Origin of the sequence: Dactylosporangium fulvum, assembly GCF_025137375.1 — a bacterium.
Classification (GTDB): domain Bacteria; phylum Actinomycetota; class Actinomycetes; order Mycobacteriales; family Micromonosporaceae; genus Dactylosporangium; species Dactylosporangium fulvum.
Genome location: NZ_CP073720.1, coordinates 4994057 through 5011857, shown reverse-complemented (window position 1 = coordinate 5011857; position 17801 = coordinate 4994057). Strand labels below are relative to the sequence as shown.

The 17801-nt window shown below is 71.5% G+C and carries 20 protein-coding genes; 9 read left to right on the top strand and 11 right to left on the bottom strand.

Features of this window, described 5'->3' with window-relative positions; genetic code table 11:
• The first annotated feature begins 393 nt into the window (after positions 1 to 393).
• A complete protein-coding gene (locus tag Dfulv_RS23515) occupies positions 394 to 585 on the top strand; it encodes a hypothetical protein (RefSeq protein WP_259866839.1) in 192 nt (63 codons plus the stop codon).
• Between the two features lie 36 nt (positions 586 to 621).
• Here Dfulv_RS23515 and Dfulv_RS23510 read toward each other — a convergent pair whose 3' ends face one another.
• Positions 622 to 1800 (bottom strand): winged helix DNA-binding domain-containing protein, encoded by a 1179-nt coding sequence (locus Dfulv_RS23510; protein WP_259866837.1) that lies wholly within the window; start codon positions 1798 to 1800, stop codon positions 622 to 624.
• 321 nt (positions 1801 to 2121) lie between these two features.
• Between Dfulv_RS23510 and Dfulv_RS23505 the strand changes: the two genes are divergently transcribed.
• Together Dfulv_RS23505 and Dfulv_RS23500 are read left to right on the top strand one after the other, a co-directional pair.
• Positions 2122 to 2457: a hypothetical protein gene (locus tag Dfulv_RS23505; protein WP_259866835.1), complete on the top strand. Its 336-nt coding sequence runs from the start codon at positions 2122 to 2124 to the stop codon at positions 2455 to 2457.
• A gap of 82 nt (positions 2458 to 2539) precedes the next feature.
• Complete coding sequence (locus tag Dfulv_RS23500) at positions 2540 to 3175, top strand: hypothetical protein (protein ID WP_259866833.1); 636 nt, start codon at positions 2540 to 2542, stop codon at positions 3173 to 3175.
• Between the two features lie 26 nt (positions 3176 to 3201).
• On the opposite strand, the gene Dfulv_RS23495 is transcribed toward Dfulv_RS23500, so the two are convergent.
• The 3 genes from Dfulv_RS23495 to Dfulv_RS23485 form a co-directional block, all read right to left on the bottom strand.
• Complete coding sequence (locus Dfulv_RS23495) at positions 3202 to 3693, bottom strand: hemerythrin domain-containing protein (protein WP_259866831.1); 492 nt, start codon at positions 3691 to 3693, stop codon at positions 3202 to 3204.
• 78 nt (positions 3694 to 3771) lie between these two features.
• Complete coding sequence (locus tag Dfulv_RS23490) at positions 3772 to 4344, bottom strand: sensor histidine kinase (RefSeq protein WP_259866829.1); 573 nt, start codon at positions 4342 to 4344, stop codon at positions 3772 to 3774.
• A 168-nt stretch (positions 4345 to 4512) separates the two neighbouring features.
• The gene (locus Dfulv_RS23485; RefSeq protein ID WP_259866827.1) at positions 4513 to 6255 is read right to left on the bottom strand and encodes a pyruvate dehydrogenase; all 1743 of its coding nucleotides are present in this window, start codon (positions 6253 to 6255) and stop codon (positions 4513 to 4515) included.
• A 187-nt stretch (positions 6256 to 6442) separates the two neighbouring features.
• Between Dfulv_RS23485 and Dfulv_RS23480 the strand changes: the two genes are divergently transcribed.
• On the top strand, positions 6443 to 6802 hold the full coding sequence (locus Dfulv_RS23480; protein ID WP_259866825.1) for a GntR family transcriptional regulator: 360 nt from the start codon (positions 6443 to 6445) through the stop codon (positions 6800 to 6802).
• Positions 6803 to 6823: 21 nt separating this feature from the next.
• On the opposite strand, the gene Dfulv_RS23475 is transcribed toward Dfulv_RS23480, so the two are convergent.
• The 5 genes from Dfulv_RS23475 to Dfulv_RS23455 form a co-directional block, all read right to left on the bottom strand.
• Positions 6824 to 7603, bottom strand: a complete 780-nt coding sequence (locus Dfulv_RS23475; RefSeq protein ID WP_259866822.1) for a sulfite exporter TauE/SafE family protein — start codon at positions 7601 to 7603, stop codon at positions 6824 to 6826.
• Positions 7604 to 7840: 237 nt separating this feature from the next.
• A complete protein-coding gene (locus Dfulv_RS23470) occupies positions 7841 to 8809 on the bottom strand; it encodes an SLAC1 family transporter (RefSeq protein ID WP_259866821.1) in 969 nt (322 codons plus the stop codon).
• Positions 8810 to 9023: 214 nt separating this feature from the next.
• Entirely contained in the window at positions 9024 to 9812 is a 789-nt protein-coding gene (locus Dfulv_RS23465) for a hypothetical protein (RefSeq protein WP_259866819.1), read from the bottom strand.
• A 328-nt stretch (positions 9813 to 10140) separates the two neighbouring features.
• Positions 10141 to 10371, bottom strand: a complete 231-nt coding sequence (locus Dfulv_RS23460) for a response regulator transcription factor (RefSeq protein ID WP_259866816.1) — start codon at positions 10369 to 10371, stop codon at positions 10141 to 10143.
• 43 nt (positions 10372 to 10414) lie between these two features.
• Positions 10415 to 10636, bottom strand: a complete 222-nt coding sequence (locus tag Dfulv_RS23455; protein WP_259866813.1) for a response regulator — start codon at positions 10634 to 10636, stop codon at positions 10415 to 10417.
• A 262-nt stretch (positions 10637 to 10898) separates the two neighbouring features.
• Between Dfulv_RS23455 and Dfulv_RS23450 the strand changes: the two genes are divergently transcribed.
• The 5 genes from Dfulv_RS23450 to Dfulv_RS23430 all read left to right on the top strand — a co-directional run bounded on the left by Dfulv_RS23450 (position 10899) and on the right by Dfulv_RS23430 (position 16142).
• The gene (locus tag Dfulv_RS23450; RefSeq protein ID WP_259866811.1) at positions 10899 to 12443 is read left to right on the top strand and encodes a phenylacetate--CoA ligase family protein; all 1545 of its coding nucleotides are present in this window, start codon (positions 10899 to 10901) and stop codon (positions 12441 to 12443) included.
• A complete protein-coding gene (locus Dfulv_RS23445; protein WP_259866810.1) occupies positions 12440 to 12886 on the top strand; it encodes a DUF4188 domain-containing protein in 447 nt (148 codons plus the stop codon). The genes Dfulv_RS23450 and Dfulv_RS23445 overlap by 4 nt, the downstream gene beginning before the upstream one ends.
• A complete protein-coding gene (locus tag Dfulv_RS23440; protein WP_259866808.1) occupies positions 12883 to 13950 on the top strand; it encodes a hypothetical protein in 1068 nt (355 codons plus the stop codon). The genes Dfulv_RS23445 and Dfulv_RS23440 overlap by 4 nt, the downstream gene beginning before the upstream one ends.
• Positions 13947 to 14855: a nitroreductase family protein gene (locus tag Dfulv_RS23435; protein WP_259866806.1), complete on the top strand. Its 909-nt coding sequence runs from the start codon at positions 13947 to 13949 to the stop codon at positions 14853 to 14855. The genes Dfulv_RS23440 and Dfulv_RS23435 overlap by 4 nt, the downstream gene beginning before the upstream one ends.
• A gap of 366 nt (positions 14856 to 15221) precedes the next feature.
• Positions 15222 to 16142, top strand: a complete 921-nt coding sequence (locus Dfulv_RS23430) for a cation diffusion facilitator family transporter (RefSeq protein WP_259866804.1) — start codon at positions 15222 to 15224, stop codon at positions 16140 to 16142.
• Between the two features lie 6 nt (positions 16143 to 16148).
• Here the strand turns inward: Dfulv_RS23430 and Dfulv_RS23425 are convergent, their stop codons facing one another.
• Together Dfulv_RS23425 and Dfulv_RS23420 are read right to left on the bottom strand one after the other, a co-directional pair.
• The gene (locus Dfulv_RS23425; protein ID WP_259866802.1) at positions 16149 to 16343 is read right to left on the bottom strand and encodes a hypothetical protein; all 195 of its coding nucleotides are present in this window, start codon (positions 16341 to 16343) and stop codon (positions 16149 to 16151) included.
• 87 nt (positions 16344 to 16430) lie between these two features.
• A complete protein-coding gene (locus tag Dfulv_RS23420) occupies positions 16431 to 16766 on the bottom strand; it encodes a hypothetical protein (protein ID WP_259866800.1) in 336 nt (111 codons plus the stop codon).
• Positions 16767 to 17801 lie beyond the last annotated feature (1035 nt).

Below are 17801 nucleotides of genomic sequence, written 5' to 3'. Positions count from 1 at the left end.
GTCGCCGGAGAACCCGGCTCGCGCCCACTCGGGCAGCGGGCCGGTCTCGACCGGAGAGCCACAGCTTGTCCGGGCCGGCCCGGGCGCCGCCTGTGCCGACAAGGCCGACGGTGAAGGCGGGGCCGATGGCGAAGGCGAGCCCTCCGCCGTGCAGCCGGCGAGGAGGACAACAACGGCCGAGACGATCAGCGGGATTCTCACGCGCTGACGAGTCACCGCAGCGGCGCCGGGTTCCCGGTCCCGCCGCATGGGTGCACGCCCGCGTCCACGGCGCAGCGGGCCGCCCGCCGATCAGCGACATCACCCGACGAACGTCCGGCGTGGTTGACGACCCCGCCGGCCGGGTACCCGACTGTCGGTAGTCACGACAGTGCGTTCCATGGGAGGGCCGCCATGCTGCCGAAGATGCTCGCCCGGTGGGCGGTCGCCGCGGTCGCGGTGCCCCTGGCGATCGCCGGTGCCAGGAAGATCAGCCAGCGGATCGAGGCCCGCCGCGGCTCGACCCGGACCACCCGGTTCCTGCGTCAGGGCGTGAACGTCGCCGAGCGACTGACCGGTCGTAGGCGTCACCGTTTCGGCTGGTAGGCCGGTCAACTTTCACCCGGCACCCCCGACGGTGCTTCAGACCGGTGTGGTGGCCGGGTGGGATTTCATGGCCGGCGACAGATAGACGGTCGGGACACGGACGCCGCCGAGCCATGCGGTCAGGCGCGACGCCTCAGCGTCGAGGGCTCGGCGCGCGGCGGCCGACACCTGCTCCAGCAGCCGCACCTGCACGGCACCGGCGTTGTCCTGCACCCAGCAGCCCACCACCCGGCCGTCGACCCAGGCGGTCGTGCCGGCGTTGCCGCGGCGCTCGAAAAGCTGGTCGCGGTGCGGGCCGAGGTAGAAGTCGCGCCCCTGCCAGCCCATGACGGTCGGGTCGAGCACCGGCAGCAGCGCCACCCACGGGCCGGGGTCGGGTGTTTCGCCGAGATCGTCGGGCAGCATCCAGCCGGCGGCGCCGTGGTCGAGCGAGACCGCAACGGCGTCGAGGCCGACAAGTGCCGTGCGCACCACCGATTTGGTGGCGCCCAGCCACCACGCCAGGTCGTCCTCGGTGCCGGGGCCGAACGAGTACAGCCAGCGGCGCACGATCTCGCGGTAGCCGTCGGCGGCGCTCAGGTGCGTGGGGACGGCGTCGAGCCAGTGCCGCATCAGGGTCCAGCGCGGCCGTGAGGTGTACCAGCGGGCGGTGTTGGCGCCACGCACGATGTCGGCGGTCGCGCCGAGATGGGTGAGCACCCGGGATGCCGACCACGGGTCGGTCGGCGTGACCGCCACCTTGACGTCGATCATCGGTACCGCCTGGCGAACGTCGAGGACCGAACGGCCCTCGGGTGCGTCGGCGAGCGCTGCGAGGACCTCGGCACGGGCACGGTCGAGCCAGTCGTTGCCGTCGGCGGCGAGCCCCGCCGTGACGGCGTCCTTCGCCATGCGGGCCCGTTCGTTGCCCGCGACCCGGGCGGACGCGCTGGGCCACACCGCGGGCAGCAGGTCGCGCGGGAACACGAAGAGGGTGCGGCGCATGGCCAGTTGTTTCACGAGGGTGCGCTCGTCGTGCAGCGCCCGGTCGACGTCGGCGAACGCGAGTGATCCGACGCGCGCCCAGCAGGACAGGTAGACCGTTGCCGGCTCGGTGGCGTGCAACGCGGTCATCGCCCGGGTGGCGGCCTCCGGGGAGTCGACGCGGAACGCCGGGGCGAGGGCGTGCCGGACGGCGAGCCGGGCGCGTCGTTCGTCGTCGGACACGTGGCGCATCGCGTCATGGTGCCACACCCGGCGACCCTAACGAAACTCCAAAGTTTCGGAACTAATCAGTTCCAGAACCGGCCGGCGCCGTTCCCCGACCGGAGGAGCCGGAGGAAACGCGGCCGGGCCGACCGCAAAGTCCCGCCTCCGATTGACGACCATGCACTGGTCTTCCGGCGGGTCCGGCGCCTCGCGTTCTGACCAGAGGGACCGGACGGCTCCGGCCGGGAGAGATCGTTTGGCGCCACCTGCGAGATACCCGGCGGTTCCGGGACCGGACGCCGGATCGGCGCGTAGCTTCGATCCATGCAGCCGCGGACGACACGAACCATGAGACCGGCCGAGCGAGTGGGCGTCGTCTTCATGGCGGTGCTGTGCGTGGGGGTGACCACCGCCGGCGCGTTGACGCTCCTCGGGGTGGTGCCGATCGCCGGCTCGGGCGGGGGAAGCCTCGCCGTTCAGCTCATCTTCGGAGGGATCTTCACCGCCATCGGCCTCGGCGGCACGACGGCCGCCGTCCACCAGCTGATCGGCGGCCGGGTCACCGTGGAGCCGCCGGTCCCGCCCGTCGACCCCGACGATCCCGCGACGGATCCGTTCCATGCATCCGGCCTCGGGGCCTACGGGAAGGGCGGGCGCCGGCCGGACTACGGCAGCGAACTCTGAGCCGGACCGCACCGCGACGCGTGGTGCACTGCCGTTAGCACCATGGATCACGACGAGCAGCCCGCGTACTACCCTGCGGGTCATGGCCTTGCGACCGGACGAGTTCTACGACCACGCAGTCGCCGCCGCGGACGACGAGCGGCGGCTCCCGCTGGCACGGATGACGGGGTGGGACATCAGCCCGTTCGAGCCGGACGGACTGCGGGTCGCGCCGCTGCGCCCGCCGGTCTTGCCCGAGCCGCCGCGGCACGGCGAGGACCCGTCGGACTGTGGTTCGTGCCGCGGCCGGGACGAAGGCATCTGGTTCAACGACCGCTGGCGGCTGACCCGGATCGCGGGAGTCGGCGTGCCGCTCGTCCTCATGCTGCATCCGCGTGACCACTACGACCTGGCGGACCTGCCGGACGAGCTGGCGGCCGAGCTGGGGGTGCTGACCGCGCACATCGGCCGCCATATGCAGGCGCTGCCGCACATCGCGCGGGCCCACGTCTACCGCATCGGGGACGGTGGCGCACACCTGCACATCTGGTTTTTCGCCCGGCCCGAGGGACAGGCCCAGCTGTACGGGTCGTGGATGGTCGTCTGGGACGACCTGCTGCCGGAATACCCGGCAGCCGTGGCCGAGGCGGACGCGGCGACCGTGGCGGACGCGTTGGTCGCCTCCTACGGAGGCCGGCACTCGACCACCGGCGAACCGCCGCGCGCCGGGTCCTCCTGAACGGTCGGGCCCGCCGTGTCAGCGGGTCAGCGCGCGCCGTCGCGGAAGCCGAACACCATGCCCGACCAGCCGGTGTCCGGCACCCCGTCGTCCAGCGCCGCGCTGATCGCCCGTTCCTCGTAGTTGAAGTGCGACTCCATGATCGCCGACAGTCCGTCGAGCTCGCGCCCGATCGCTTCCAGCGCGCTGCCACGCGAGCCGGCGGCGGCGTCGGCGAGGTCGGCCACCCGCGACAGGATCGCCGCGATCATCCCGTGGTCCTCGACCAGGTTCGAAACGGTCTTGGTGAGGTCGGGGCGGTGCCGCAACAGCTCGGCGAACATCCCCGCGTCCTCGCCCTCGTGATGCGCCGTCAGCGCGGCGCAGAACGCCAGGCAGTGCGTGACGAGCACGTCGTCGCCGGGTCGGTCGCGCCCCAGGTTCGCCTTGAGCTGGTTGATCTGCCGGCGCAGTGTTTGATGTGCCTGCGCGAGTTGCAGGCTGAGCGCGACTGCGCGGTCGCGGTCGTGGGAGGCCAATGACGGCGGTCCGTTTCGGTTCCGCACCTCCATGCCTGGCGCGGTCCGCCACCGGCACGCGATGCTGCCGTCATCCGATCACAGGCACGATCGCGCCGCAAGACCGCCGGGACCAAATGCTTCGGTGACGGGCAGTTCCACGCGCAGGCTGGTGCCCGCCCCGCGCGGGCTGTCGAGCACGATCCGGCCGCCGAACGCCTCGACACGGTCTTTGAGGCCGACCAGGCCGGTGCCGCGGGCGAAGTCGGCGCCGCCGACGCCGTCGTCGCGGACCGCGAGGCGCAGCACGGCGCCGGCGGTGCCGGCTTCGACGGTGACCGTGGCGGCCGACGCGTGCGCGTGCTTGGCCACGTTGGTCAGCGCCTCGGCGACGACGTAGTACGCGCTGACCTCGACCTGCTCGGGCAGCCGCCCCTGCGTGCGCAGGTCGAGGTCGACCGGGATCGGCGAGCGGCCGGCGAGCGTGCGCAGTGCCGGGCCGCGGCTGCCCTCGGACAGGATCGCCGGGTGGATGCCCCGAGCTATCTCACGGAGTTCGTCCAGCGCGCCGGTCGCCCCGGCGACGGCACAGTCGAGCTGTGCGCGGAACCCATCGAGCTCGATCGCCTCCGCAAGACGGTTGCGATGCGTCAGGCTCCGCGTTTGCACCACCGTCGCGTCCGCGCAGTCCAGGACGCCGGTGCACAGTGCCGCGATGGTGCGGCACTCCTCGTCCGCCTCGTCCAGGCGCCCCAGGCTGTACAGCGCGGCGTGGCAGCCGGAGCGCGGACGGACACCGGGCCGCCAGGAAGTGCGGATCGACGAGCTGGACGCGCGACCCTATGGCCGCGGAATGTTCCTGATGTTGGCCCGGGTCATCTCCAGGGCGGCGTCGAAGTCACCGGACAGTACGATCCTGCTGAACGCCAGCCCGAACCCCTTGACCTGCTCGGCGGTGATCTTCGGCGGCATGGACAGCGCGTTCGGGTCGGTGACGGCGTCGACGAGGACCGGGCCGGGAGTCGCGAAGGCCTCCCGCAGACCCTCGCGGACGTCCTGCGGATCCTCGATGCGGATGCCGGTCGCGCCGGCGGCCCGTGCTACGGCGGCGAAGTCGGGATTGCGCATCCGGGTCTGATACGGCTGGAGGCCCGCGACGAGCATCTCGAGCTCCACCATCGCCAGCGAGGCGTTGTCGAAGACGACGACCTTGACCGGGAGGTCGTGCTGCAGGAGCGTCAGGAACTCCCCCATCAGCATGGTGAACCCTCCGTCGCCGCAGATCGCGACGACCTGCCGGTCGCGGTCGGCGTGCTGGGCGCCGACCGACTGCGGCAGCGCGTTCGCCATGGTGCCGTGGTTGAACGAGCCGAGGAAGCGCCGCCGCGCGGTCGCGCGGAGGTAGCGGGCCGCCCAGACGTTGCACATCCCGGTGTCGACGGTGAAGACCGCGTCGTCGGCGGCCAGTTCGTCGATGGTGGTCGCCACCTGCTCCGGGTGGATGGGGCGCCGGCCCGAGACCCCGTCGGCGTACACGTGGACCCGCTCCATCAGGTCCCGGTGCCGGCGCAGCATGCGGTCCAGGAACGTCCGGTCGCCCTTCTCGGCGACCCTGGGCAGCAGCGCCAGGACGGTCTCCCGGGCGTCGCCCCACACCCCGAGGTCCAGGCGGGAGCGCCGGCCCAGCCGCTCACGCGCGATGTCGACCTGGACCACCTTCGACTCCTTCGGCATGAACTGCACGTACGGGAAGTCGGTGCCCAGCAGGATCAGCAGGTCGCACTCCTGCATCGCGTCGTAACAGGCGCCGTAGCCGAGCAGTCCGCTCATCCCCACGTCGTACGGGTTGTCGTACTGGACCCAGTCCTTGCCCCGCATCGCGTGCCCGACCGGTGCCTTCAGCTTCGCCGCCAGCGCGACGACCTCGTCGTGCGCCCCGGCGACACCGCGCCCGCAGAACAGCACGACCCGGCGGGCGTCGTTGACCAGCTGCGCGAACTCGTCGAGCACCGGCTCCGACGGGCGGGCGGCCGGCCGCTGACCGACGCGGTAGGTGTGCTCGAGGTACGCGGCGCTCGCCGGTTCACCCGCGACGTCACCGGGCAGGGCCACGACGGACACACCGCCCCGGCCCAGGGAGTACTGGACCGCCATCTGTGTCACCCGGGGCAGCTGCTCCCGGCGGGTGACGACCCCGCAGTAGTGGCTGCAGTCGGCGAACAACAGGGTCGGGTTCGTCTCCTGGAAGTAGCCGGTGCCCAGCTCGGTGCTCGGCACGTGGGCGGCCAGCGCGAGGACGGGAGCGTGGCTGCGGTGCGCGTCGTACAGGCCGTTGACGAGGTGGACGTGCCCCGGGCCGGAACTGCCGGCGCACACGCCGAGCCGGCCGGTGAGCTGCGCCTCGGCGCCGGCGGCGAACGCGCCGCTCTCCTCGTGGCGGACGTGTATCCAGTCCATGCCGTCGTGGCGCCGGACGGAGTCGGTGACCGGGTTGAGCGCGTCGCCCACGATGCCGTACATGGTGCGTGCGCCCGCGGCGAGCAGGATCTCGACGAACTGGTCGGCTACGGTGCGTCTGGCCATGACGCCCACTCCCAGCAGCGGGTGATGCCGTCCGATGACGGCCGGTGCGGAGGATACATCCCTTCCCGTCGCCGGCTCATGTAACCGCGCCCGGCCGCCGCGGTGACGGACGGAGGTCGCTGTGACACCCGGCGGATCGCCCGGTGTGCCGCTTGATACCTGCGAAGGAACCGGCGATGGTGTCTGGATGATCGTCATTGACGCGGGCTCGGGCATGCCGCCGTACGAGCAGCTGCGCACCCAGCTCGCCCGGCAGATCCGGGACCACAGCCTCGCCGTCGGCACACGGCTGCCGACCGTGCGCAACCTCGCCGCCGACCTCGGGCTCGCCGTCAACACCGTCGCCCGGGCCTACCGCGAGCTGGAGGAGGCCGGGCTGATCGAGACTCGCGGCCGGGCGGGCTCGTTCGTGGCGGCCGGGGGTGAGGAGGCGCGGGAGCGCGCCCGCCGCGCGGCCGCCGACTACGCGGCGGTGATCGCGGGCCTGGGCATCGACGCCGAGGAGGCGGTCCGCATCGTGCGCGCCGCGCTGGCGGCCACGGCCTGAGCCGCTACGGCTCGCCGGACGTCACTGGAAGAACACCAGGTTGACGATCGCCGCTGTGCCGATGGCGACGATCAGGGCGCGGATGAGGGTCGGTGACAGCCGCCTGCCGAACCGCGCGCCGACCACGCCGCCGAGGGTGGCGCCGAGCGCGATCAGGAGAACCGCCGGCCAGTCGATCGATCCCCAGGCGACCAGCATGAAGGTTATCGCTGCGATCGTGTTGACCGAGGCCACCAGCAGGTTCTTGATGGCCGTGAGCGACTGCATCGACTCGCTGGTCAGCAGGCTCATCAGGCCCACGACGAGGATCCCTTGCGCTGCGCCGAAGTAGCCGCCGTAGACACCGAGTGCGAAGATCCCGACGGCGACGGCCGCCAGGCGGGGCGCAGGGGCCTCGCCCGTCCCGCCGTCGGCGCGATGCCGGCGTGCCGCGCGGCGCTGCACGATCGGGCCCGCCGCCACCATCAGCACACCCGCGGCGATCAGCGCCGGAACGATCGTTTTGAACGCCTCGGCGGGCAGGACCAGCAGCAGGACCGCGCCGACGATGCCGCCCGCGGTCGACGCGGGCAGGAGCACGCGAGCGGCGCCGCGCTGGTCGCGCAGTTCCCGGCGGTAGCCGAAGGTGCCGGAGAGATTGCCGCCGACCAGGCCGATGTTGTTCGAGATGTTCGCCACCAGCGGCGGATACCCGCACAGCAACAGCACGGGAAACGACACCAGGGTGCCGGAGCCGACGACAACGTTGATCATGCCTGCCCAGAAGCCCGCGCCCAGGATCGCGGCCCACTGCAACCACACGATGAGACTGTCGGCGTGCCCGGGGTCGGCCATCACCACCCGCCGGCTTTCGTGCCGCGGGTGAGGTCTGGTCGGGGTGGAATGATCGTGGCCACGCATCAGACTAACGCGGCAAACCAGGACAATATATCGACCACCGTGGATGCATGCCCATCCGGCGGTGACGAGCCCGCGCCGGGAGCGGTCGTTACGCGCGGGACCCGCACCACCTGCCGGGCGGGAAGCGACGCGGCGGGATCAGGAAGGCCTTGGCAGGAACCGGTGCCGGGCGATCGCCAGGACGGTCCCGGCCGCGAGGGCGGCGACAAACGCGGTGATCGCGAGCAGCACGATCCAGTCCCAGACCCGGTACCCCGGCGGGTGCGCATAGTTGATCCAGTGCAGCACGAAGGTCGCGACGGCGGCGTAGGGAAACGCGAACGCCCAGAACCCGGCGGCGAAGTGCAGGTGCCGGTACAGGCCGACAAGACGCACCTGGACGAGGGCCGCGAGCAGCGTGTAGCCGGCAAGGGTGAAGGCCACGGCGTCGATCCGGCCGTGCGTGACGGACAGGTAGGCCAGCCCGGCCAGCGCGGGCGGCGCCACGTCGATCGCCAGCGTCGGTTGCAACGCCGGCGGCAGCGGCGGCCGGAAGTACAGCCGGGCGAGGATGACCGACCCGATGAGCAGCCACGCCACCAGACCGAACCCGAAGAACGTGCGCGCTGCCCCCGGCCAGCCGGCGAGCGCGGCGCCGATGGCGGCGATCAGCCCGCCCGCGACGGCGGGCAGCACATATCCGGGATGCAGCCGGTCCCGGTCGAGTTCTCCCACGATCCACTGGCCGGACAGCCAGCCCGCCAGCACGATCGTGACGGCGGCGGACACCCCGAACAGCCACCGTCCCGCGGTGAGCGCGTGCGGCATGAGGCCGATCGACATCAGCATGCCGACGATCGGGATCAGCGACACGAACGGCGCCATCACCGGGTCGGCCAGCTCGGCGCGCCAGCCTCCCGGCCGGCGCGGCACGGCCGGCAGATAGCCGGCCATGAGCACGAGCCACACCACGCCGCCGATGATGAACAGCACATCGGCCACGAGCCTGGGTGCCAGCCCCAGCACTGCGGCGTAGCCCCAGCAGTTGGCGAGACCGGACAGACCGTACGAGATCCCGAACAGGTTCGGGGTGATCCCGGTGGTCGGCCGGGCCGTCCGCGTACTCATCCGAGTCCTCCCGCGAAGGGTCGCCGGTCAGCGGTGCGCAATACGGATCCACCGGCCGGTCGGCACCCGGGCCGCGGCCGATCCACGACCAGCTACCCGGGGCGCGCGGGCTCATGCCCGTTCCGCCCGGGGAAGTGCGGCGCGGCCGGCTGGGCCCCGGCCCTGGCGGCGACCCGCCAGGGCCGGGGTGTGCGGACCGGCCGCCGGTGACGGATCAGTACACGTCGGTGGTGCTGGCGCTGCCGGAGCCGGGTGCGGTGACGGTGAGCTTCGTCGTGTTGGCCGGACGCCCGTACGGCGCCGGCACCGACACCCGGCCGGTCCCGGCGTGCGCCGGCAGTGTGTAGGTCAGGTACCGGTAGCTCGGCCACTGCTGGTGGGTGCCCGGAATGGTGGAGAGGACGTAGTAGTCCCAGCGGACCTGGAAGCCGGTCTCGCCGACGACGTTGTCGTCGAAGGCGATCGTCCACTGACCGTTGGCGTAGGACGACTTGATGTTCGCCACCGCCGGCACGTCGTACGACTTGCAGCCGAGCTGCCGGTTGGGCAGCGGGGTGGCGCCGGCCGGGGCGACGTTGATCACCCACGCGCAGACGGTGTGGGCGCCGTGCCCGGACGGCACGAAGGCGTCGTAGCCGCGGTAGGCGCCGAAGTACGGGTACACGGCGGCGACGTCGGGGCGGTAGGTGTTGGCGGTCAGCGTCCGCGTGAACGCGCCGTCGACGTAGATGTCGACCAGCAGCGGGCCGCCGGTGTCGATGTCGGCGGCCCAGCCGGTGACGTGCACGCCGTTGCCCACGAACGTCATCGTGTCGAACGCGCCGCGGGGCGCGGTGTCGACGGGACCGGGGTCCGGGTCCTCGCCGCCCCCGCCGTTGCAGCTCGGCGGAGGTTCGGGCCGGTCACACAGCGACGCCGCGTGAGCGGGCGCGCCGGACGCCGCGACGGCGCCGGTCAGTGCCAGCAGCACTGCGACGCCGGTGCGGGCGAATATCTTTCTCATGGAACATGTACTCCTCGGTGAGCGCGGTCGCGGAAACGGCCGACCGTCACGGTCCCTTGTGGACGGTTGGCCACGGCAGCCGCTCCGTCGGTCGACCGCTCGCCGGCGCCGTCCCGACGACCACAACGGCGGTCGGGCGACGGCGCTCGGCACAACGGGCAGCTGCCTGTCCCCGCCGCAACGGAAACTCCCTCCGTGGGCGGGTCCTTCGCGGCAAGTAGACGGGCTCGCAGTCCCGAGCCGCCAGGGACAGCTGTCCCAACCGTCCGGGAACCGGCAGTGGCTCAGCCGCTACCGACCGGCCGCGCGCGGTCGCTCGAGACGGTGGTCAAAGCCGGTCGAGGCCCTCGTCCCGGGCCCGGACGATGGCCTGGGCCCGGTCCTTGACCTGCAGCTTGACGAAGACGCTGGACAGGTGGTTGCGGACCGTCTTCGGGCTCACCGCCAGCCGCCGCGCCACCGTCGTGTTGTCGAGCCCCTGGGCGACGTACCGCAAAATCTCCCGCTCCCGATCGGTGAGCTGCGGGAACGGCAGCGCCGCCCCGGTGCGGGCGGTCATCAGTCGTACCGCTCTGGCGCCGACAGCCGGGCCGAGCAGCACCTCACCGTTGGCGGCGGCGCGGATACCGCGCTCGATCTCCTCCGGGGGACGCGCTCTTGAGCAGGTAGCCGGAGGCGCCCGCGCGTAGCGCGCCGTAGACGGAGTCGTCGTCGTCGAGCACCGTGACGACGAGGACCGCCACGGCGGGGTGCCCGGCCCGGATCGCCGGGGCCGCTTCCGCCACCGTCACGGCCGCCCCGCCCGCCACCACACTCCCGATCAACCTCCGCCACCGCCCCGGGTCCGACGACCCATCATCGGCGACCGGCGGGTCCGGGACGGTCCGGTTTCCGACGGTGCGCCCAGATATCCGGGACTGCGGTACCCGGTCGGCCCGGGTCACCATGCCGGTGCCGACGGTCAACCGCTACAAGGGCGAGCAACAGGTCGTCTTCTGGCAGTGACGCCGGTTGAGCATCCGCACTCAGTGACGGTTGAGTACTGACACTCAGGGAACAACATTGAAGATCCACTACAGTCGACCCATGGTGATGACCTTCGTTCGCCAGTGGACGCTGCGGTTCACCAGCTTCGCGCTGACCTGGCTCTACACGCTGTACCGGATTCATCCGGCGGTGTGGCGGCTCATGGCTCGCAACTACCGTCCGCACATGGGCCGCTTCGCCCGCCTGCACGCGTGGATGACCTGCCAGTTCGCGGCGATCGACGTGCCCGCGTACGGGGACTTCCTGCGCCGCAACAACTGGCGGTTCCGGTGGTTCGACCTCACGTCGTATCCGACCACGGACAAGCAGTCGTACGTCAAGGCGTACCCGGAGGACCAGCGCTGCCGGCACGGCGAGATCAAGATCGCCGGCAGCGTCGTCGACGAGTCCTCGGGGTCGTCCGGGCAGCCGTTCAACTGGGTCCGCAGCCGCCGCGAGCTGCGCTCGGTCCACAAGAACCTGGCCGGCTACGCGACCATGGTGTTCCCCTCGCCGCGCCGGTTCGTCATCAACGCCTACTCGATGGGCGCCTGGGCCACCGGTACCAACACCGGCATCGCCATGGCGAAGATCGCGATGGTGAAGAACACCGGCCCGGATCTGCAGAAGATCGCGGACACCCTGCGGTACTTCGGGCCGGGCTTCGAGTACATCGTCACGGCCTACCCGCCGTTCCTCAAGCATCTGCGCGACAAGCTCGACGCCGAGGACTTCCCCTGGGGCGAGTACCGCATCAGCGGGCTGGTCGGCGGCGAGGGGATGACCGAGGCGCTGCGCGACTACCTGGAGGAGCGCTTCCTGAAGGTGCGCTCCGGCTACGGCGCCAGTGACCTGACGATCGGCGTCGCCGGGGAGACCGACTTCACCGTGTGGATCCGCCGCCGGCTGCGCACCGACGCCGCCCTGCGGGCCGCGCTGCTCGGCGCCGACGAGCACCGCCTGCCCATGATCTTCCAGTACAACCCCCTGGAGACATACCTGGAGACCAACGCCGACAACGAGGTGCTCTGCACGATCAACTCGACGGCGGTGCTCACCCCGAAGGTCCGCTACAACATCGGCGACGAGGGGCGCCTGGTCACGTTCCCGGAGGCGCTGGCCGCGATCGGCGACCCGGCCGCGCGGGCCGACGCCGAGCGCGCCTGGCGGACCGACCGGATGCGGCTGCCGCTGCTGTTCCTGTTCGGCCGCAAGGACAGCACGATCTCGTACATGGGCGCCAACATCTACCCGCAGGACGTCGAATACGGCATCTACACCGGCAATCCCCTCGCCCACCTGGTGCAGAGCTTCTGCCTGGAACTGGCGGAGCAGGCGGATCTGGAGAGCCGGCCGGTCATCAACCTGCAACTGCGGGAACGCCTGACGCTCAGCGCCGGGGAACGGCAGGCCCTCGCCGACACCTGCCGCGACGGCGTGCTGCGCCACCTCACCCAGGTCAGCCGGGACTTCGCCGAGTCGCTGGCCGAGGATCCGTCCGCCGCCGACCTGCGGGTGAGGGTCCACGACTACGGCACCGGACCGTTCACCGGCACGGATTCCAAAATCAAGAATGTGTACCTGGTGAAAGGCACGACATCATGAGGACCTCCGACTTCTCCGCCGCGCCGCCGGTCGGCCAGGCGACCGCCATGTTCGTCGGCGCCACCCGGTACCGCGGGCCGCGCTCGATCCTCACGCTCACCCGTACCTGGTTCAAGATGGTCCGGCAGATGCAGCGGATGGACGGGTACCGCTGGCACACCGTGTACTACCAGTTCCCGTTCACGCTCGGCACGATCGCGTTCTTCAGCGACCGCGACGCGCTGCTGAAGTTCGCCCGCAGCCGGCACCACCGCGACCTCATGTGCTGGGTCACCGACCACGGCACGCGCAACGCGACGGGCGGCTACATCCGCCTGTACAACGCCGAGCCCGAGGGCTACAGCAACGGTGTCTGGCGGGCCGAGGGCGACGGCATGGCGCACATCCCGACCTTCACGCCGCTGTCCACCGAGACGGCCGGCCCGCCGGTGCACCGCGCATGAAGGTGTCCCTTGTGGAGTCCCGGGCCGACCTGCGGGCGTTCACCGGGTTCCCGCTCCGGCTCCACCCCACCGACAGGTACGTGCCGTTGCTGAGCTCGGTGATCGCGGCGCACCGGCGTGCCGCGGAGCTGTTCCTGGTCCGCGACCGGCGCGGTGCGGTGGTCGGGCGGACCAGCGTGCACCGCAGCGACGCCTTCGACGCCAAGGTCGGGCCCCGGCAGTTGTTCGGCCACACCGAGTTCGTCGACGACGACGCCGTCTTCGCGGCCGTCATGGACACGGTCGAGGCCCGGGCCGGCGGCCGGCCGCTGTTCGGTCCGGTCGCGCTGCTGCCCAACCAGACCGGCGGGGTGATCACCTCGGGCTTCACCGAGCGCGGCTTCGTCGACTCGGCCTGGAACCCCGCGTACTACCCGGCGATGTACGAGCGGCACGGCTTCCAGCGCCGCTTCGAGGCCGACACCTGGCTCGTCGAGCGCTTCTCCGACGGCGCCTTCGGGTTCGACGACACCCGCGTCGAAGCCGAACGGCTCGTCATCCGCCACGGCTCGCGGCGGCACTTCCGCGGCCAGCTGCCGATCCTGCGGGAGATGCTCAACGCCAGCTTCGCGCAGCTCGGCTACTACACCGAGATCTCCGCCGAGCAGTTGGCCGAGCAGACCGACGGTCTGGCGTACCTGCTGGACGAGGCGCTGCTGCTCTGGCTGGAGAAGGCCGGCCGGCCGGTCGCGTTCGTGGTGACCGTGCCGGACATCTCCGAGTTCCTCATGGCGGTCGGCGGCCGGCTCGGCCTGCTCAACCAGCTCCGTCTGCTCGCCACCCGCGGCCGGTACCGGCGCGACGCGGTGCTCATCATCAAGGGCACCGTGCCCGGCGAACAGGGCAAGGGATACCTGACGCTGCTGTCCCGGGAACTGCACCGCAACCTGGCAGCCGGTGGCTACCGGACCCTGCGCAGCACCTTCGTCGAGCGGGAGAACACCGCCTCGGCCGCCCAGTACCGGCGGGCCGGCGGACGGCCGCTGCACGGCTACACCTTCTACGAGAAAGGCGCTCCGGCATGACCTGGGTCGAGCAGCTGCGGGCGCACGAGGCCGTCTTCCGGCGGGCGCCCAGCGCCCACAACACGCAGCCGTGGCAGCTCGAGTACCACGCCGACGAGGTCGCCGTCACGGTGGATCCGGCCCGCTCGCTGCCGGACTCGGATCCGACCGGCCGGGACCTCGACCTCGGCATCGGCGCGTTCGTCGAGACGTGCCTGATCGTCTCCGCCGGCCTGGGCCTGGCCGTCACCGCCGTGCCGGGTCCACGCCTGGTTCCGGCGGCGAAGGTGTACTCCACCCCGTTCACGATCGCGGATGTCGAGGCCCGCCGGGTCGCGCGCGGCCGGTACGCCCCCGGGCCCCTCGACCCCGCGGTGCTCGCCGAGCTCGGGCCCGGCCTCGCTCACGTCCCCGCCCGCGAGCTCGTGCGTGACCTCGCGGTCGCCGACCGGTGGATGTTCGGCACCCCGGCCGTCGCACTCGAGCTCCGCGACTGGCTGCGCCTCGACCCGCGTCATCCGCGCTACCACCTGGACGGGCTCACCGACCGCGCCCTCGTCCTGTCCCGCTTCGAGGCACGGTTCCTGGCGACCGCGCTCCACGCGTACCCGGTGACCCGCCGGCTGGGCCTCGCCACGCTCCTGGCCACCAGCGGCCGGAGCCTGCTGCGGTACGACGGCAGCGTCCTGGTCCTGCTCGCCGACGGCACCGACCGGGTCACCGCCGGCCGGCGCCTGCTGCGGACATGGCTCGCACTGGCCCGGCACGGCCTGGCGGTCCACCCGCTCAGCCAGCTCCTCGACTGCCCGCAGACCGCCGCCCGGCTCACCGACCGGATCGGCGGCCGGCCACTCGCGGTGTTCCGCGTCGGCCGGCCCCTGGCCGAGCCGATCCGGTCCGCCCGGCTCCCGGCCCAGGTGCACTGACCGGACCGGTCAGGATTCGGGAAGCGCCGTGCTGCCGCACGTCACCAAGCGGCGCGGCGGGCGGCCCGCCAACCTTCCACCGTGCGATCCCGCCCTGACGACGCACGCCGCCACGCACGCCCACGCCTCGCACGTGCGCATCACCCGCGACGGTCCTCGACGGCCTCATCGGGATGACCGACCGGATCGACGCGCTGGGCGGATCCATCACGATCTCGGGTCCTGCCGGTCGAGGCACCTGCCTGCGCGCCGAGCTCCCCCTCGCACCGCGGCCGCCGCATGACCTTGACGATGTGAGCCCAACACATATTAATATGCGCATGTGAACATGATTCTTCCGGCCTCCGTTCCGGGGACGGACCGCTGATGGGCCACGGACACGATCACGGCCGGCCGGTGACCGCGACCGGGCGGCACCGGCGGGCCCTCGCGGGCGCACTCGCGGTGTCGGTGGTGATCTTCGCCGTCCAGGTCGTTGGCGCGGTCGTCACCGACAGCCTGGCCCTGCTCGCCGACGCCGGGCACGTCCTGGCCGACGCCGGCGGGGTCGCCCTCGCACTCGGCGCGACACTGCTGGCGGCCCGGCCCGCCTCCGGACAGCGCACATTCGGCTGGGCACGCGCGGAGATCCTCGCCGCCGCGGTCAACGGCCTCGTGCTGGCCGGGATGGGCGTCTACGTGTCCGTCGAGAGCGTCCGCCGCCTGCTCGACCCGCCCGCCGTCGAGCCCGGCGGCATGGCGGCCTTCGCCGTCGTCGGCCTGCTCGGCAACCTGATCGGGGTCGCGCTGCTCTACCGGGTCCGGGACGCCAGCCTCAACCTGCGGGGCGCGTTCCTCGAGGTCGCCACCGACACCGCGACGTCGGTCGGCGTCCTCGCCGCCGCCATCGTGATCGCCGTGACCGGATTCACCCGCGCCGACCCGATCGTGTCGATCCTCATCGGCCTCGTCATCGTCCCGCGTGCGGTGCGACTGCTCCGCGAGGCGGTCAACGTGCTGCTCGAAGCCGCACCCGCCGATGTCGACCTCGACCGGATCCGGTCCCACATCACCGGCCTCGACCACGTCCGAGGCGTGCACGACCTGCACGTCCACGCCGTCACCTCAGGACTGCCCGTCCTCACCGCACACGTCGTCGTCGACGACTCCTGCTTCCACGACGGCCACGCCCCGCAACTGCTCGACGCCCTCCAGGCCTGCCTGGCCGGACACTTCGACGTCGAGCACTCCACGTTCCAGCTCGAGCCGGCCGGCCATGCCGACCACGAGCACCACACCCATCCCTAGGGTGCGCTACTGCCGGGCGGCGCACGCCGGCGCGTGCTCGGTCAGCCACTGCAGCGCCTCCACCAGCGCGACCGCATCCTCATTGGCGCCGCATCCGGTGCACCGCTCGGTGAGGTACCCGGAGAGGTTCATCTCGACCCAGGCCTGCGCTCCGCCGGCGGTCGTGAGGACGTCCGACACGATCTCCCGATACTCCTCCACCGCACCATCGTGCCGCCAGCCACGGCCGGTCTCCGCGCCGGAGCGCACAACCACCCGGCCGCTAACCCGCCGCGCTGCGGGGGCCGCCTACGAGACCGATCTGCCCACCACGGCGTCGATCTCGGCCAGCGCGGCCTGATAGGGCATCGCCGCACGCTCCAGCGCGACGGAGGCGTGCTCGCGGCAGAACCAGACCGCGTTGGGCGGATGACCGACCCATCCCTCCGGAACCGGCGCGTCGCCGCCGAAGTGCACCAGCACAAAGTGCTCGTCCACCGGCCCGGACACCGCCCAGAGGTCCAGACCGCAGACATGACACATGGGTGGGATCACGGCGACCAGTCTGCCACCCGTGATCGCGAACTTGCCGCAATCATGGCCAAGCACCGACCGGCGAGCACGGGACCGAGCGGCCAGTTTCATGATCCCGGAGCGTTGGTGTAGCCAGAGAGCCTGTCGCGCAATTCGCTGGGACAGCGTTGGCGCCCCAACTACGCGCCGATCTTGGAGTTGTGGCGCCATGAACCTCCGAATTTGTCCGGGTTTGTCAAGGACCACAACTCCAAGATCGGCGCGGTTGTCGGGGTTGATGCGCGAGGGATCCGAATTGCGCGACAGGCTCCAGGGGGGCACAAACGCTCCGCGATCATGCAACGGTGGCCGAACCGCCCGACTGCGGCACTCATGATTGCGGTCGCGGCGGAGCCGGGACCGTCAAGAGTCCCGCAGAGCCTCCGCGATCATGAGCGATGGGGGTTGTCGTGGTGGGTTCCTGCCGGTTGGTGGCCGTGATCGCGATCTGTTCGCGATCACGGGTGCGGCGGTTGAGTCTGGCCGGGTGGTGCGGCTGCGGTTCGTAGATCAAGGGAAACTTCGGGCTGCCTGGACAGCCAGATGTTTCCGACGATCAAGGAACCCGGGTCAAGCCAAGCGCGGAGCACGCCCCCACCCCCACCACGGGGCCACGGACGCCACGGCCCGACACCGCGGCCCGGCTCTGTAACCGGCCCTGCGGCGCGGCACCGCTTGACACGACTCTTCACATGATCACGGAGACTTGGTGCACCCCCGGCTACACCAACGCTCCGTGAGCATGAAACAGCAGCCGCCCGTGCCCCCTCGTGATCGTGAACGCATCGCGATCACGAGCCACAAACCGGCCGGGACCCTCGTCCTCGGCCGCCTCGTGGAGCTGTGGACGGTCGGTGCGGTGCTGTCGCTGCCGTACGCTCATCCGGCTCGACCAGCATGACGCCGGGTATGGTGCCGTCGCCCTCATCATGACCCTGGGACCGGCCCTCAGGGCGGTGCTGGCACTGCTTGTCGCGATCGACCACACCGGCAGCGGATACCTCACTCGCGGCCTGACGCACGGGGGTGATCTTCGCCGTCGCCCTCGTCGCGCTGGTGGCCACGGCGTCCGGCATCGGGCTGTGGCGGCGTTCTCACCTGAGTATC